The following is a 17,279-nucleotide window of genomic DNA, read 5'->3' as shown; positions in this document are numbered from 1 at the left end:
TTCCATGCTGTTAAGTTGGATTCCAGCCCCAGATTTCCACATTATTCTCAATAGGTTGTCCGTCATTATGCTGTTATTCAATAACAGCATGGAACAGCACGCTGTTTTCACCGAAGAGCTTGCGCGAAACGTCCAGAATTTTGCCAGTCATGTGAAAGAGCGGGCCGGAACGCCGGCTGGCATCCCGTCCGCCACCACGCTGCCATAGCCGGCATCGGTATTGAATCAGCGCCGCTCATGGGTCCGGAGCCGAACGGATGCCGGAGTGATCCAGCCGGCTCGATGATCTCCCGGGCGCAGCGCGGCTTGGCGCACGCCCCCGTGGCGGATCAAACTCCAGCCCGAAACACCCTAACCCGCGTGCAGCGCGGTATCGAAGTCGTGCGCCGCATCCTTGCCGGCGATCCGCGTCAGCAGCTCGAGGAATTGTCCGGTCGTATTGGGCGTGGTGCGACTGACCTCGAGCAGCAGCGCATCCATCTTGTCGCGGCCGATGCGTTGTTCGAGATCGACCAGCAGCAGCGGGCCTTTCTGGTAAAGCTGGACGCGGTTCGGGCGGCCATGGCCCATCACCGGCCCCGCCTTGGCCGCCTCGGCGCGCTTGGCGTCGAGCAATTGCTTCGCCATGTCCGGCCCCATCATCGCATCGATGTAACGGATCGCGACATATTCGGCGGTCGATTCGACCAGCCAGAAATCATCTGTGAGCGGGCTCGCCGAACGCCACCAGGCATGGGCGAATTCATGCGCGACATGGCGCGCGGTTCCCGCCTCGACCAGCGGCCCTTCCGGGCGACCGCTGTCATTGACCACGGTATAGGCGGTCCGGCTATAGCCCAGCCGGCGCTCGCGCGAGACCGCGACCATACGGATCGGATCGGGCAACGGGTCGAACCATTTTGCCAGATAGGCCGAGGCCGCCAGCGCATGGCGCTGATAGAGTTGCGAGACGGGCGTGGTCAGGTCGGTGGCATAATATTCGACCCCCGGCCCCGCCGCCTTGTGCAGCCCGCGCATCGCGACGAGCGGCAGATCCACGTCGAGTTGCGGACGGTGGATGACGACACCGGTGGGCGTGCGCCTGACCTCGCCCTGTGCGACGACGACCAGATCCCCGGCCAGCCCGTCGATCCGCGCATCGACATCGAACATGGTCTGGATGTCCGCGCCGAACGGCAGCCACATATGATCGATAAACAGTTCGACCCCCTCCGGCCGGATCGGCGGCACCCCATCGGCCTCCGCCGGCGTAAGCGGGCCGCGATAGCGGAAGCGCAGGGTGCGTTTACCCGCCGGGTAGCTGAGCGTGATCCGGTTGAGCGCCTTGACCGGCGTTTCCGCGGCCACCGTCTCCACCCGCACGTTGCGGCCAAAGCCGCCCGATACAAGCACGAAGCGGCGGCCGAGCAGGAACGCCTTGCCCGTCCCCGCCGCTGCCTCGGGCAAGGTGATGCGCACATCGGCATCGAGCATCCCGTCCGCACCGATCGTCGCGCGGACATCATAATGGATCGTCTCGGCGGCCTGTGCGGTGAACGGTGCCAGCGTGAATAATAGCGCGGCGAGAAAGCGGATCATCGTTTGAACACCTCGCCGCCTTTCATGACGAAGGATATCTTCTGGAGCATGGACACATCGGCAAGCGGGTCACCCGTCGTCGCGACGATATCGGCGGCCATGCCGGGCTTGAGCGCGCCGACCTTGCCGGCAAGCCCGAGATGATCGGCGCCACTGGTCGTCGCCGCGCGGATCGCCTCGAGCGGGGTCAGCCCGGCGCGCACGAGCAGGAGGAATTCGCGCGCATTGTCGCCGTGGCGGCTGACGCTCGAATCCGTGCCGAAGGCGATCTTGACCCCGGCGGCATGCGCGCGGCGCGCCATGTCGAGCATTTTGGGGCCGACCTCGATCGCCTTGGCCTTGGCGGCCGGGCTGAGGAAGGAATTGGGGTCGTTGCCCCATAAGGTGACAGTGTCGCCGGCAAGCAGCGTCGGCACGAGATATGCGCCCTTCGCCTTGAACAACCGGATCGACTCCGCATCGAGATAGGTGCCATGCTCGATCGAATCCCCGCCCGCGATTAGGAAGGCGTTGATGCCGTTGGCGCCGTGCGCATGCGCGGTGACGCGGCGGCCGAGATTATGCGCGGTCTCCACGATCGCGTTGAGTTCGTCCTGAGTGAATTGCTGGCCCAGTCCCGCCGCGATGTCCGACAGGACCGCGCCAGTCGCCACCACCTTGATCACATCCGCGCCGCGTTGGACCTGCTGGCGCACCACGCGGCGGCAATCATCCGCGCCGGAGCAGAGATTGGGTCGCTGCAACGCCCGGATCACCTCGGGGCGATAGCCGAACACATCGCCTTCGCCGCCATGCGGGCTGATGACATTGCCCGCCGCGACGATGCGTGGGCCCGGCACCTTGCCCTCGGCGATGCCGTCGCGGAGCGCGAAGATCGCCTCATTCTCCTCGCCGAGATCGGCCACGGTGGTGAAGCCCGCGCCGAGGACCTTGCGCGCGTTCATCGCCCCCTGGATGGCGAGATCCGACGCGGTCTGAACGGTGCGGCGCAATTTGTCGTCGGGGCCATTTTCGTGACAGATATGGACATGGCTATCGATCAGGCCGGGCAGCACGAAGCGATCACGCAGGTCGACCACATCGCCATCCGGCCCATCGATAAAGCCATCGCGAATCTCCACGATCCGCCCGTCGCGCACGACAATGGTCTTGTTGCTCTCGACCCGGCCGGTCGCCGGATCAGCGAGCAGGCGACCGGCCTGGATGTAAGTGGTGCGCGGCGCGGGTGCGGCAGCGGTCAGCGCCAGCGCAAAGGCCAGTGCGGCAAACGAACGGCGGAAGCTCATTTTGCGGTCCCCCTGGGCCTGAAATCGGTATCGCCATCGGCGGCAAGCCAGATAAGCCCAGCCCAGGCCGCGACATTCTGATCAAGCGATACGCGGTCGATCTTGTCGAGCGTATCATCGGCAGTGTGGTGATAGTCGAAATAGCGGCTGGCGCTCTGCTGCAGCACGAAAGCAGGCACGCCGGCGTCGACCAGAGGCGCGATATCGACCCCGCCGCGCCCCGGCGGCTCGCGCGCGGGCACGATCGCGAGCGGGCCGAGGATGCGCTGCGCCGCAGCCTCGAACGCGCTGCCCTTCAGATGATCGGGCAGGGCCAGCGCGACAATCGGGTCGGCGCCCTCGTCGCTTTCCATGGCCAGCACATGCTTCGCCATCTGCGCCAGGCGCGGGTCGAGATAGGCGCGGCCGCTGACATCCGCGCTATCGGGTTGAGTCACTTCCTCAGCGCCGTAGAAGACGACGCGGATCGTGCGGCGGGGACGGCGCTGCTGGTCGCCAATCAGCTTCGCCGCGGCGGTAATGATTGAGATGCCCGCACCATCGTCGATCGCGCCGGTGCCGAGATCCCAGCTGTCGAGATGCGCGCCGAGCAGGACGATCTCTTCCGCCGCACCGCTGCCCGGAATATCGCCGGTGACATAGCTGGTGATCGCCCCCGGCTGATACGAAGCGGTTGACGACAGCCGCACGCGGACGCGCTCGCCAAGCGCCTCCAGCCGCGCGATCTGATCGGCGTCGGGTACCGACAGCGCGAAGCTCGGGATCGGCACCTTGCCGTCGACATAGCGCGTCGAGCCGGTATGCGGCAGGCGGTGGCTGTCGGTGCCGACCGAGCGCATCAGGAAGCCGATCGCGCCGCGCGCTGCCGCCTCGCCCGGGCCGAACGCACGGACCCGGCCGACATAGCCATAGCCGAAACCGGTGCCGCCCTTCGGCATCGCCAGATCGACCAGCGCGACCTTGCCGGCAAGCGATCCCGGCGCGGCGAGCTTCAGCGCCTCAAGCGAGGCGAACGAGATGATCTCCCCTTCGATCGCGCCGCCCGGCGTCGCGGGCGATCCGCCAAGCGCCGTCGCGGCCAGCGGCTGCGGGTGGGGCAGCAGGATCGCCGCGCTTTCCTGCCCGCGCGTCCAGCCGGTGATCGCGAAGTCGTGCACCGCGACGTTGCGAAAGCCATAGTCCTTGAGTTTGGCCGCCGCCCAGCGCGCCGCCGCGCGTTCGTTCGGCGAGCCGGCCGGTCGCGGGCCGAACCGCGTGGTCAGTTCCGAAACCATGTCCCAGGCGATATGAGCACCGGTGCCGGCGCGACTGACGAGTTGCACCGCCGTGCGTTCGCCATCCGCGGCGAACGCCGGTGTCGAGACCGCCAGCGCAGCAAGGGCGAACACTCTCCTCATGCGCTTGCCGGCTTGCCGCCGCCCGCGACCCAGGCGTCGATCGTCTGTTCGAGGATCGGCAACGGCAATGGCCCGTTGCCGAGCACGGTATCGTGGAAGGCGCGGATGTCGAAGCGCGCGCCGAGACTGGACTTGGCGCGTTCGCGCAGTTCGACGATCTTGCGCATGCCGACATAATAGGAACAGGCCTGGCCGGGCAGGACGATGTAGCGGTCGACCTCGCGCTGATTGTCGTAATGGCTGCTCGGCATGTTGGCGTCCATGTAATCGACCGCCTGTTTGCGCGTCCATTTCATCGCATGGAGACCGGTATCGACCACCAGCCGGCAGGCGCGCATCAGTTCGAGCGACAGCCGGCCGAAATCGTCATAGGGATCGGGATAAAGCCCGATTTCCTTGGCGAGCCGTTCGGAATAGAGCCCCCAGCCCTCGCTGAACGCGGCGTTGCTGGCGAAGCGGCGGAACTTTGGCAGCCTCTCCAGATCATGCGCGATGCAGGTCTCGAAATGATGCCCCGGGATCGCTTCGTGATACAGCGTCGCCGCGAGCTGCCATTTGGGCTGGGCCTTCAGATCGTAGAGATTGATGTAGAAGACGCCGGGCTGCGATCCGGTCTGGGGCGGGTTCTGGTAAAAGGCCTTGGCCGCCGATTTTTCGCGCCAGGCCTCGACCGGGCGTACGACCACCGCCTGTTTCGGGATACGGGTGAAGAGCTCGCCCTGCCGCGCATGGACCTCGGCAAGCAGCCGCTCGGCGTCGGCGATATAGGCCACCTTGCCCGCATCGGTCGCCGGATAGAAGAATTTCGGATCGGTGCGGACATGCGTGAAGAAATCCTGCAGCGTGCCGGCAAAGCCGACCTTCGCCTGGATCCGCGCCATCTCGCCATGGATCCGCGCGACCTGATCAAGCCCGAGCTGGTGCAATTCGGGGGGCGTTACCGGCAGCGTGGTGTAACTCTTCAATTGCTGGCGATAGAAGAGCGCGCCCTGCGGCAGTTTCCACACCCCGTCGCGGTCGTCGGCCGCCGCCTGTGCCGTGGCGAGATGCGCGATCAGCTTGCGGTAACCCGCACCGAACGGACCCTTCAACCCGGCTTCGGCGCGCGCGAGCAGCGCGGTTTGCTCGGTATCGGGCAGTTTCGCCTTGGCGATCTTGGTCCGGAAATCGGCCAGGATCGGGCATTGGGCCGGCCCCGCATCGAATGGCCTGCCCTTGAGCATATTCTCGCTCGGTTCGATCAGCAGCGCATAGACGAAGCGCGGCAGCCTGACCCCGGCCCTTTCCTGCCGCTCAAGCTCGGTCACCACCTGGTCGAGCAGCGGACCGACCCCTTCGATCCGCGCGCAATAGGCGCGGGCGTCGACCGGATCGTCGATCGGATGCGTGTTGAGCAACGTGATCGGGATCCGCGTGTGCAGCCCGCCCATCTGGGTCATGACGTAATCGTCGCGGCGCAGCGCAAAGCCGGCGATCGATTCCTCGGCATTCTCGGCGAAGATGCGGGCACTGATTTGCGCCTGAGGTGAGAGTTTGGCGCGATCGAAGGTCCGGAGCGTCGCCAGATCCTGTTTGAGCAGGTCCATATTTTCGATCGCGCGCGCTTCGCTGATATCGGTCCATTTGTCCTGGTCGCGCTTGATGCCGAGTTGCGACTGGCGCACCGGGTTGCGATCGATCCCGCGCTGCCAGATGCGTTCGAAAAAGGCGTCGAGGCGCGCGTCTTCATCCCCCGCGATCGCCCAGACCGGCGGTGCGGCAAGCACGCCGAACAGCGCGGCGGTGCCGGCGGCGAAGTGCCGGCGCGAAATCGTCGGGATCATGTCGGCTTTCCTCCGTCCGCGATCCACGCGGTCATCGTCCGATCGAGCAGTGCCAGCGGCAAGGGTCCATTGCCGAGCAGCGCATCGTTGAAGCGGCGCTGATCGTAGCGTGCGCCAAGCGTCTTTTCCGCCTGGCGGCGAAGCGCCATCATCTTGAGCTTGCCGATCTCATACGCCGTCGCCTGGCCCGGCGTGACGATGTAGCGCTGGATCGCGGTGACACTGTCGGCATGGCCGTTCGCGGTATTGCGGTCGAGCCAGTCGATCGCCGCCTCGCGGCTCCAGCGCAGATGATGCACGCCGGTATCGACCACCAGCCGCCCCGCGCGCATCAGTTCTTCGGACAATTGCCCGAACGCCTGATAGGGGTCGTCATACAGGCCCATCGCATAGGGCAGTTGTTCGGCATAGAGCGCCCACCCCTCGCTATAGGCGGTATAGCCGCCGTGACGGCGAAAGCTTGGCAGGCTGGTCAGTTCCTGGCTGATGGCATTTTCCAGATGATGCCCCGGCACACCTTCATGGAAGGAGAGCGAGGACAACGCATAGCGCGGCAGGTTCCGCATCTCGACCGTGTTGACATAGAGGATGCCGGGCCGCGACCCGTCAGGGGCGCCGGCGAAATAGCCCGCGGTGCCGGCCGATTTTTCGAGCCAGGGCTCGACCGGCTTGACCACGACCTTGCCCCTGGGGACGCGCGTCATCACCTCGCCGAGCCGCGCCTCGACCGCCGCGATCCGGCCGCGCATCGCATCGAGATAGGCGGCTTTCCCTTCGGCGGTGTTGGGATAATAGAATGTCGGATCGGTCTGAATGTGCCGGAAAAAGTCGGGGAGCGCGCCGGAGAAGCCTGTCTTTGCCATGACCTCGCGCATCGCCGCCTGGATCCGCGCGACTTCGTCGAGGCCGGTGCGGTGGACCTGTTGCGGCGTCAGCGGCAGCGTCGTTTCGAGCTCGAGCGCGGCCAGATAATAGGCGTCGCCATCGGGCAGGCTCCACACCCCATCGTTGCGCAGCATCACTGCCTGCGATGCACGCAGCCAGTCGATCAGCAGCCGGAAACCGGGGCCGAAGCCTTCGCGCATCGCCGCCTCGACATCGGCGACGAGCTTTGCGCGAACGGCATCGGGCAGGTCGAGCTTCGCGACCTTGCCCTTGAAGTCGGCCAGGATCGGACTGTCGACAGCGCCGCCGAACGGCGCACCATGCAGCAGATTCTCGCAATTGCCGATCACCAGCGGATAGGAGAAAGCCGGCGGTCGTACCCCCGCCGCCGCCTGCCGCTCAAGCCCGTCGACAATGCCGGCGAGATAGGATTTCACACCAAGGAGTCGGGCGACATAGGCCTCCGCATCGGCGCGGTCGTGGATTGGATGATTGTTGATCAGCGTCTGCGGGATGGTGCGTTGCGGACCGCGCATCTGGCACACCGGATAGCGGTTCCCGCGCCAGCGATAGGATGTCAGCGCCTCGGCACCGTCATAAGCGAACACGTCGCAGCTGAGCCGCCGCGCAGGATCGAGCGCAGCCCGGTCGAACGTTGCGAGCTCGGCCAACTCCGCGCGCGCCATCGCCGCATCATCGGCGGCGCGCGCCTCGCCGGTATCGGGCCAGCGGTCCATGCCCGATTTGAGGCCAAGCCCGGTCTGACTCAGCGGGTTGCGCGCAATCCGGCGCTGGAAGCATGTCTCGAAAAACCGGTCGAGCCGGGCGCCTTCGCTTTCCGCCGCCCAGCCGGGACAGGCGGCCGCAGCCACTCCCGCCACCAGCAGGGTGCGCCGTGTCAGCCCGGTCATGGCCCGAGCGGAAGGTCGCCGGCGACCGCGCTACCTTCCGCGCGCGGCGCGGGGCCGCCCCGGACATATTTGTCGAGGAAATCGCGGATCGTGCGATACGCGACGATCTGATTGGCCTTCTTGCGGAAGCCATGCCCTTCATCGGCGAATTCGACATAGTCGACCGGCACGCCATTGGCCTTGGCCTTGGCGACGATGTCCTGCGATTCGACCGGCAGCACGCGGGGATCATTGGCGCCCTGCAGCACCAGCAACGGCCGCTTGATCCGTTCGGCATGGAACACCGGCGAGATCTTGCGCAGATAGGCGTCGTCCTTGTCGGGATCGCCAACCTCGGTGAAGAGCAGCTGGCGCAGATCCTCCCACCAGGCCGGCGTGTTCCTGAGCAGCCGCGGCCAGTTGGCGACGCCGTAGAGATCGACGCCGGCAGCGAATGCATCGGGGCGGAAGGTCAGCCCGGCGAGCGTCATATAACCGCCATAGCTTTGCCCCTGGATCGCGACTTTCGCCGGATCGACGAAGCCGGTCTCGGCGAGCATTTTCTTCGCCGCGACGACATCGTCGAGATCGGCGTCGCCATGGCGATGATCGTCCATATGGTAGAAGCTGCGGCCCGATCCGCCGCTGCCGCGATTGTTGATCTCGAACACGACATAGCCGCCATTGACGAGATACTGGACCAGCGGGCGATAGCCGATGCGGCTTTCGTCGCCCGGGCCGCCATGGACATGGATCACCGCCGGACGGCGATCGCCGGGCTTCGCGCCCTTGGGCACGTAGAGGATGCCGGGCACCGAGACGCCGTCATAGGATTTGAAGCGCACCACCGTGCCCGCGACCAGGTCGGCAGGGGCCACGCCGGGCGGCTGCGCGCTGAGCAGCAGGCGTTTCCTGCCGGTCTTCAGGTCGAGGATCGAGACATCGCCGGGGATCGCGCCATTGGCGGTCGATACCACCGCGAACGGTGCATTGTTGGCGAGCTGCACCCCGACCGTCGCGCCGGGCGCGGGATCGGTAAAGGCGATCGGCTTCAGCGTCGTCGCGTCGAACAGATAAGGCCGGCTGCGCGCATCCTCATTGACGCTGACCACCAGCGTCCGGCCGTCGTCGGAGAGCGAAGCGCTCGCCACGTCCCATTTGGGCGCGAAGACCGTGGCGCGCGTGCCGGTCGCGAAATCGATCCGCGCCAGCCCGGCGAACTCGCCGCCATTGTCGGTGGTGTAATAGAGCGTCGCGCCGCTCGCCGCGAAAGTCTGCGGCTCGCTCGACACCGGCGTGGTGCCGGCGGTGACTTCGCTCAGTGCCTTGGCGGTGCGGTCATAGACATAGGTGCGCTTGTTGGCGTTGTCATGGATCCGGCTCATCGCGACATAGCGCCGGTCCGGGCTCACCGCGCGGATCTGGTAGGCCTTGTCGTTCTGGAACAACAGGGTCTTGGCGTAACCATCGGCCGCGATCTCGTAGAGGTCGAAATAGCGCGGGTCGCGTTCGTTGGTCTGGACGAAGAAGGATTTGCCGTCCTTCGCCCATTCGACGAAGCGCGCGACATGTTTGGTGCCGGGCGTGACGTCGCGGACCTGCCCGTCCACTTCGCGGACATAGATATGGGCGAGTTCGTTGCCGCCCTGATCGCTCGAATAGAGAATCCGCTCGTCATGCGGGAAATAGCCGATCGAGCTGACTGTTTCCTTCGTCGAATCGGTGAGCTGCCTGATTGGACCGCCATCGACCGGAACGACATAGAGATTGGCGATGCCGGTCCGGTTGCTGGTGGTCAGCAGCTTCCTATTGTCTGGGGACAGCGATGCGCCGCCGAAGCTGTCGCCGCCCATCAATTGTTCGATCGTATAGTGTTTGGCCGGCGGCGCGTCGGTCGCCGCAGCGGGAGATGCCAGGCACAGGGTCAGTGCCAGATATCCGATTGCCCTGTACAAATGCCGTCTCCCGCGAACGCCGATCATTGATTTCGTCTCAGAGTCCGGCCGTGACGCTGAACAGGAAGCGCCGCCCGATCAGGTCGTAGGTGCCGAAGCTCCGTGAAAAGAGCTGCGACTGGCTGGGCTTGCGATCGAACAGATTGTTGACGACGAGCTGGAGCGAGAAACGGTCATTGACCCGCACGCCAAGGGTCGAGTTGAACCGCCAATAGGACCCGATAAAATTGTCCTTGTCCGCAATCGTGGCCGACGTCGCCAGAATGTCGTTCTTGACCGGTCCCGTGTAGAGCCCCTGCAGCAGCAGATCGAGCGCCGCGCCCTGATAGCCCAGGTTGAACTGACCCGACCATTTGGGCAGCCCGACACCGCCGACCGAATTGGAGACCGGCGCGCTGTCGGTGATCCGGGATTCGAACTTGCTGTTGTGGAACAGCTTGGCGCCGAGCTTGATCCGACCCTGTTTTTCCAGCGCGGCCATGCCGAAACCATATTCTGCCGCGACGATCAGACCAGCGAATTTGAGCCCCGCGGTGTTAATGTACCCGCTGCGATAGCCGTTCGCGATATCGCCGACCGACCGCGTCGGGTTGGCGGTGCCGGGTCCGACTTCGGCCGCGGTGAGACGGCGGAATTGTCCGCAGCCAGCGGCGTTGGGGAAATCGCTGCTGTCGTAACAGGCCGCGAGTACCTGCTGGATCCCCAGGCTTTCGATACCGCCGGTCAGGTTGATCTGTGTCCAGTCCGCCGAGACCCGGAAACCGGGAATCAGCCTGGGCTGATAGACCACGCCCACCGACCAGGAGCGCGCCTTTTCATTGTCGAGGTTCGGGTTACCGGAAATCGTGCCGATCGGCGACAGGCCCGCGGTGGTCGGGTTGAAATTCGCCGGGCTGGAAATGCCCAGCGCGCTCAGCGCCGCGGTGCAATTGGCGGTGCGTGCCGCCGGATTGTCGCCACGCTGATAATTGGCCGGCGAACAGGGATCGCTGATCGACCCACGCGTCGGCGATGCGCCGGAGAAGAGCTCGGTGACCGCGGGCGCGCGGATCGCGCGCGCATAGGTGCCGCGCAGCAACAGGCCATCGAAGATCCCCGGCAGGCGCGGCGCAAAGCGACCGCCAGCCGCCCAGGTCACGTCGCCGCCGGCAATCGAATTGTCGACATAGCGCACGGAGCCGTCGGCGCTGAGATTCTTGATGATCGGGATGTCCTGCGATTCCGATACCAGCGGAACCGACAATTCGCCGTAGAGCTCCTTGGTATTGAAGCTCCCCTTGTCGGGCGAATAGGGGCTGGCCAGGTCGAGGCCGAGCAGGTTCGCCCCTGCGCCGAGTACGCGATCGACCCTGAAATCGCCCATTTCCTTGCGATATTCGGCACCGATGTTGAACTTGATCGGCTCGGGCGAGATGCGGAACGGGAGTGCCCCGTTGAAATTCGCCGTCGCGACGAATTGCTGGTTCAGGCTGACCGCCTTGCCCCGGTCGAGGACATAATTCGCCGCCTCGTCGCTGAAGGCGTTTACGCCGAAGACGTTGAACGGCACGCAACTTCCGCCGCTGGCGCAGACGATTCTGCCGCTGCCATCGCGGACTGCATCGACCGCCGCCAGGAAACGGTCATTGTTGATATAGCTCATTTCGGTCGTTGCACGGCTCTTGCCGTAGTTGACCGAAAGCTCCCATCCCGCGGCCTCGCCGAACAGGCTGGTCTTGCCTTCCAGGCCGGCCACGGCGCGGTAGAAATTGACCGTGTTGACGGTCAGGCCGCCGCGATCGAGCAAGTCGCTGAAATTGCGCGCCAGCACGAAATCGCCGGTGATGCCGTTGGCCGCCAGCGTGCTGCGCGTTGCCGGCGAGAGGAAGGGGTTGTTGGCCGACACGGTCAGGATCGTGCCGCTGACATAGGGCGAGGTGAACGCTGCGACCTCGCTGAGTTCCTTGCCCTCGCTGCGCGCATACGACCCTTCGAACACGAAGCGGATCGACGGCGTCAGGTCATAATGACCGATGCCACTGACGATCGCCCGCTTGGTTGGCGACAACAGGCTGAAATGATCCGCCATGCGGACGCCGTCGCCACCATCGAACAGGGCGCCGCGAACATTGGTCCCCGGGACATAGGCGCGCAGGTCGCCACCCTGGAACTGCAGCGCCTGGCCCGAACTGTCGCGGATGAAACCGAAGGTGTTGGGATCGAACGGCAGGCCACCTTCGGTGAAATAGCCATAGACCAGATCGTTGGTGACGGTATTGGACGGTGTCGATCCCGGTTTCGGTACCGCGAAACGAAGGCCGGATCGCTTGCTGAGCACCATTCCCTTCTGCTCATGATATTCGCCGCTGATCGCGATATTGCCGCGCCCTTCGTCGAAATTGATCCCGGCCAGACCGCGGATCGAATAGCCCGGCGCATCGCCCCGTTCGCTGATGCCGTATTGGCCAGTCACGCTGAGGCCCTGATATTTGTCTTTCAGGATGATGTTGACGGTGCCGGCGATCGCGTCGGAGCCGTAGATCGGCGCGCCGCCGATCGCGATCGTTTCAACCCGCTCGATCAACCCGACCGGAATGACGTTGAGATCGACCTGCTGTCCGGGAGACGCATTGTTGCCGCTGCCCGAGATCGAGTTGGACGACACCGCGCGCCGGCCATTGATCAGCGCAAGCGTGCGCTGCGACCCGAGGCCGAGAAAGTCGACGAAACTCTGCCCTGCATTGAACGTGCCTTGCGTCGTGCCGATCGGGTTGACGCCCGAGGCAACAAAGCCCGGCGTATCGTCGAACACCTGCGCCACATTGGTATAGCCGCGCTGCGCGATCACTTCGCTATCGGTGACGATCGTGGCTTCGAGCGTGTCGAAGCCGGGCCGGCGGATGCGCGACCCCGTGACCACGATATCCTCGGCCAGCGGATCGGGCTTGGTCTCAGCCTGCCCCACCACCGTCGCACGGCGGATGGTCACAATGCCGTCCTGGCCCGCAACGACCTCGAGCCCGTGTCCCGCGAGCATCCGGTGCAGCGCGTCGATCGGGGAATAATCGCCGTCGATCGGATTGGTGCGTACCCCGCGCAGGTCGGCGTCGGGCGCCAACACCTGCAGCCCGGATTGCTGCGCGACACTCTGTACCGCATCGCCGGCGTCGCTCGCCGGAATCCTGAAGTGCTGCTTGCTCTGCGCGTAAGCCGCGCTCGACATCACGCCGAGCATCGCCGCGCCGGCCAACAACATCGTCCTGGTTACAATTCGAACCCCTTGCCGCTTTGCCACTGAATGTCTCCCGCCCCATGACCTGTATCGGCCTCAAGGCAAGAGAGCGGCGACGACGCGATATCCGCCATTAATGTGACGGCGAATTTTGTTCCCGCGACAGAATGAACGCCTTGTCGGTCTCGACCACCTCGCCATTGAAGGCCGCGGCGGCGCCGCGGGCAAAGGCGCGCGCGTCCCCGACATTGAACACGCCCATGAACTCGGCACGCCCGAGCGAAGGGTCATTGATCACCACCGGCTTGGCGGCATAGCGATTGACCTCGGCGGCGGCGGTGGCGAGCATCTGGCCGCGAAACACCAACTGGCCCTTGCGCCAGGCCAGCCGGCGATTGACCTCGCGCGCGTCAAGACCGACACGGCGCGTGCCCGTCGCCGCGGCGACGAATTGTTCGTCATGGCGCAGCATATGCTGGCGCGGCTGCCCGGTTTCCTTCTCGGTCACAGCGACGACGCCCTGGGCAACGGTGACCGAGACGTCGCCGGCATCGGCAATGCCGACCGCGAAATCGGTGCCGACCGCGCGCACCGACACGGCATCAGCCTGAACGATGAAGGGCCGCGCGCGATCATGCGCGACCTGGAACGACGCTTCGCCGCGCCGAAGCAGGATCCGGCGCTCCTTGCCCGCAAACCGCACCTGAACCACGGTGTCGCCATTGAGGAACAGTTTCGAGCCGTCATCAAGCGCCACCTCGCGCACTTCGCCCCGCGCAGTGGCGATCCTTCCGCCAAGCCGGTCCTGCGCGATCAGGCCACCCGAAACCGCGATCAGCACCGATGCGGCAAGCGCCATCCGCCGCCACGGCCAATGCCGCGCTTGCGGCACCGGCTCGATATCGCGTCCGCCATCGAGCGCGGCCAGGCGATCGACATCGATCCATACCGCCTGGGCGCGGACATAAGCGCCGAGGTGCCTGCTATTTTCGGAAAGCCAGTTGTCGAGTTGCTGCTGCTCTACGTCGGAAAGCGGGCCTTCGGCAGAGCGGACGACCCAGGTCGCGGCGCGGGACTCGACGTCATCCGAGGCCCCAGAGTCTCCGCTTACCACCGTCATCATCCTCCACGCCGGCCGCCGGCGCTTTCATTACCTGCATCACGAGCCGCAGCGCTTTTGCAAGATGCTTCTCCACCGTGCTCTCCGCGATCCCCATGCGCTCGGCAATCTCGCGTTGCGACAATTCCTCGAATTTCTTGAGCTGGAACGCTTGCCGGCATTTGGGCGGCAGGGTCGCGATTGCGGCCATGACCCGCTCGACTTCCTGTTCGCCACTTAGCCGGCGATGCGCGCCGATCTCATCATCGACGATGTTCAGCGACTCCAAATCCGCCACCAGCTCGATCGAAACGATCCGCGAGCGCCGGACATGTTCGCCGACAATGTGGCGCGCCGTCACGAACAGATAGGCGCGTCCATTGCCAATCCGCTCGATATCGGCAGCCCAGATCCGCGCATAGGCCTCCTGCACCACTTCATCGAGTTCGCACGAACTCAGCCCGCGAATCCGCCCGAACAGCCAGCGACGCACATCGGCCTCGTGCGGCAGCACTTCGCGCGCAAACCAGAGAAGCCGGGCCTGATGTTCCATGACGCAATCGCAACAGTAATCTGACGCTACGTCAAGCGAAATGTCACGACCGCGTCACAAAAGAAAATTGATGTCAAGATATTATAAAGACACGGAAAATTCATCGAGAACTCGCGTCCTCGATCGCATGGGTAGCGCGGCAATCGGTGCGGTCCGGAGGGTCTCACACTACTGGGTAATGCGCTTCACCACCTTGCCATCCTCTCCCAGAAACTCGATCATCGGCTGCCCGTCGGCACCGACTTTCATCACCAGCCGGGGCCGGCCCTGCTTGTCGGCCAGCCGGACGATCGCGTCGTCAAGCTGCTTGCCGGCGAAGAAACGTTCCTCACCGACGCCGCCATTGGCCTTGGCGTGCGCAAGCATCTCGGCACGAATCCTGTCCTTCTCCGCATCGCTTGCCGCGCGCGCGGCGCGATCGCTCATTTCCATCAGCGGCTGGATCGACGCATCGGGGCGATCCCAGACACGCAAGCCGGCGGTGCGATTCTTGTCGGTTTCGGAATAGACCATGCCTACGGTCTGATCCTGCTTGTACTGATCGAACAATATGCTCGCGCTGGCCGATTGATGGCCGTCGGCGCTGCGGCTGCCAAAACCCATGCCGCCGACTTCGTCGCCTTCATCGTTGAAGAACAGCATCCCGCCCTGCTTGCGATTGTGATGCTTATATTCCTTGCCGCCCATGAACAGCCCGGGGAAGCGCGGCGTGTTGGCGATCACCAGCCGGTATTTGCCGTTCGGCTCGACGATGTTGATGCGCGCCGCGTTGATCGTGCCGAAGCTCGCATCGGGCGGCCCTGAGGTTGCGATCGCCCATCCCCCCGGCAGCAACGCGCCGACCCCGACCGCCACGCCGAGCGCGAGCGGCAATTTCCAGCCTGGCCTGAACATCGCCCGTCCCCCTCAATAGTTCCAGTCGGTCAGCGGCGCGCCCGCCGGGGCGGTCTTGCGCACATGCGCGGCCATTTCGCGGATGACGCCGGCCCAGTCGGTATGATGCCAGTTGTGACCCTTTTTCGGCCGGCCATATTCGAAGCGGATCGGATAATTCTGCCCGGCGACCTCGGTGACCATTTCCTGGAATTTATAGACGCCCAGGTTGAGGAAGAAATCATCCTGTTCGCCGGCGAAGAAGTTCATCCTGCCGGCCAGTTTCGGCCCCAGCGTCTTCCAGTTGGTGCGCGCATAATCGGTCAGGTCATAGCCGTTCCTGCGCGAATATTCCGCGACCTCATGATCGATCACGCCGGTCAGCGGATCGAACAGCGGCACCGGATAGCCATCCTTGCCGACCGGGCCATAGGTCGATTGCCAGATCGCAAGCTGGTAATAGCCGCGCCCCTTCGATCCCAGCATCGCCTCCAGCTTCGACAGATCGCGAACCGACAATCCCGGCTGCCCCTCGCGCGTGCGGCGGAATGGCCGGTCGGCCACTTGCCAGTCGTTGAACCGGAACTCGAACATGTTCGCGTCCTTGTAGACGTCGGTCAGCTGGTAGCGCGAAAAGTCGATCGGATCGGGATTGAAGGTCCAAGCGCCACCGAACAGGTCGGGATAATGGAGCAGCAGCGCGAGCGATTCCCAGCCGCCGGTCGACGCGCCTTCGGTGATGCGGCCATAAGGCTGGTCGATCAGCCGGTACTTCTTTTCAAGATGCGGCATCAATTCCTTGGTGATGGCATCGCCCCACGGCCCGTTATTGGCCGAATTGAGGACATAGGATTCGAAGAAATACGGGCTGAACTGTTCGAGGGTGATCGCGACAAAGCGCGGTAGATCGCCCTGCCATTCCTGCGAGAATTGATAGCCGGTCTTGAGCCCGCCATCGGCCGCCTGGGCACGCGCGCGCGGCGTGTCGGTGGCGGGGTCGGTGTCGAAGCCGAACGGCACATCGCCATGGCTGAGCGCGTAAACCGTGGGATAGCGCGCATTGGGATGGTCATCGAACCCCTTGGGCAGCAGCACCGTCGCGCCGATCGTCATGGGAATTCCCCAGAAATCGGACAGGATCTTGCTCTTGATCCGGACATGCTTGAGCCAGGGCGTGTCGACAAGCGGTGCCGGGGGTGGGATCGTCTCGGTCAGCGACAAAGCGATCGGCGCCGGCGATGTCGGCGCGATCTTCACCTTGATCGGCTTGCTGTAGAGATTGCCGCCGCTCATGAATGCCGGTGCACGTTCCGGGTTCGGCGCCGGCACCCAGATGGCGTGACCATCGGACCGCTTCGCCAGGACGTAACGGATCAGCACCGCCTGAATGTTGTAATCACCCGGCGGCAAGCGCTTCAGGTCAATCGGATAACCGATCGATTCCTGCCCGACAGTGATGCTGCTGCCCGGCTTGAATGCATCGACATCGACCCCGAACGAAGGCGGTCCGTTCATCCCGATCACCATGCGCGGCTCGGCCGTATCGGCGGTCGCCGCGACAACGATCAGCCGGCCGGTGACCGGGCCGGTCTTGGCATCGCCGGGCAATTGCACCGAAAAGCTGACCTGGGCGACCGCCGGTAGCGCGAGCGTCAGCGCAAGGAGAGCGAGCACGGCGCGCAACCCCAGCCTGAACATGTTCCTGTCACCCATCCGCCCGCTCCCCAAA

General features: G+C 64.6%; 11 protein-coding genes. All 11 read right to left on the bottom strand.

Annotated elements, in window-relative coordinates; genetic code table 11:
* Positions 1-351: 351 nt before the first annotated feature.
* The 11 genes from OO12_RS12130 to OO12_RS12080 all read right to left on the bottom strand — a co-directional run bounded on the left by OO12_RS12130 (position 352) and on the right by OO12_RS12080 (position 17,263).
* Entirely contained in the window at positions 352-1,578 is a 1,227-nt protein-coding gene (locus OO12_RS12130) for a hypothetical protein (RefSeq protein ID WP_034158945.1), read from the bottom strand.
* Positions 1,575-2,864 (bottom strand): metal-dependent hydrolase family protein, encoded by a 1,290-nt coding sequence (locus OO12_RS12125; RefSeq protein ID WP_034158944.1) that lies wholly within the window; start codon positions 2,862-2,864, stop codon positions 1,575-1,577. Before OO12_RS12125 ends, OO12_RS12130 begins: the two co-directional genes overlap by 4 nt.
* Positions 2,861-4,261: a M28 family peptidase gene (locus OO12_RS12120; RefSeq protein ID WP_034158943.1), complete on the bottom strand. Its 1,401-nt coding sequence runs from the start codon at positions 4,259-4,261 to the stop codon at positions 2,861-2,863. The genes OO12_RS12125 and OO12_RS12120 overlap by 4 nt, the downstream gene beginning before the upstream one ends.
* Positions 4,258-6,084: a DUF885 domain-containing protein gene (locus OO12_RS12115; RefSeq protein ID WP_052215799.1), complete on the bottom strand. Its 1,827-nt coding sequence runs from the start codon at positions 6,082-6,084 to the stop codon at positions 4,258-4,260. Before OO12_RS12115 ends, OO12_RS12120 begins: the two co-directional genes overlap by 4 nt.
* Positions 6,081-7,880: a DUF885 domain-containing protein gene (locus OO12_RS12110; protein ID WP_052215798.1), complete on the bottom strand. Its 1,800-nt coding sequence runs from the start codon at positions 7,878-7,880 to the stop codon at positions 6,081-6,083. The genes OO12_RS12115 and OO12_RS12110 overlap by 4 nt, the downstream gene beginning before the upstream one ends.
* Positions 7,877-9,814, bottom strand: a complete 1,938-nt coding sequence (locus tag OO12_RS12105; RefSeq protein WP_052215797.1) for a S9 family peptidase — start codon at positions 9,812-9,814, stop codon at positions 7,877-7,879. The genes OO12_RS12110 and OO12_RS12105 overlap by 4 nt, the downstream gene beginning before the upstream one ends.
* A gap of 37 nt (positions 9,815-9,851) precedes the next feature.
* Positions 9,852-13,049, bottom strand: a complete 3,198-nt coding sequence (locus OO12_RS12100) for a TonB-dependent receptor (RefSeq protein WP_052215796.1) — start codon at positions 13,047-13,049, stop codon at positions 9,852-9,854.
* A 109-nt stretch (positions 13,050-13,158) separates the two neighbouring features.
* On the bottom strand, positions 13,159-14,139 hold the full coding sequence (locus OO12_RS12095; RefSeq protein ID WP_235364769.1) for a FecR family protein: 981 nt from the start codon (positions 14,137-14,139) through the stop codon (positions 13,159-13,161).
* Entirely contained in the window at positions 14,108-14,677 is a 570-nt protein-coding gene (locus tag OO12_RS12090) for an RNA polymerase sigma factor (protein ID WP_082006501.1), read from the bottom strand. Before OO12_RS12090 ends, OO12_RS12095 begins: the two co-directional genes overlap by 32 nt.
* Positions 14,678-14,845: 168 nt before the next feature.
* Positions 14,846-15,571, bottom strand: a complete 726-nt coding sequence (locus tag OO12_RS12085; RefSeq protein WP_052215795.1) for a hypothetical protein — start codon at positions 15,569-15,571, stop codon at positions 14,846-14,848.
* A gap of 12 nt (positions 15,572-15,583) precedes the next feature.
* The gene (locus tag OO12_RS12080; protein WP_160296794.1) at positions 15,584-17,263 is read right to left on the bottom strand and encodes an alpha/beta hydrolase-fold protein; all 1,680 of its coding nucleotides are present in this window, start codon (positions 17,261-17,263) and stop codon (positions 15,584-15,586) included.
* Positions 17,264-17,279: the final 16 nt, after the last annotated feature.

The organism is Sphingomonas sp. ERG5, from assembly GCF_000803065.1.
Taxonomy (GTDB): domain Bacteria; phylum Pseudomonadota; class Alphaproteobacteria; order Sphingomonadales; family Sphingomonadaceae; genus Sphingomonas.
This window is presented reverse-complemented; position numbering and strand designations above follow the sequence as displayed.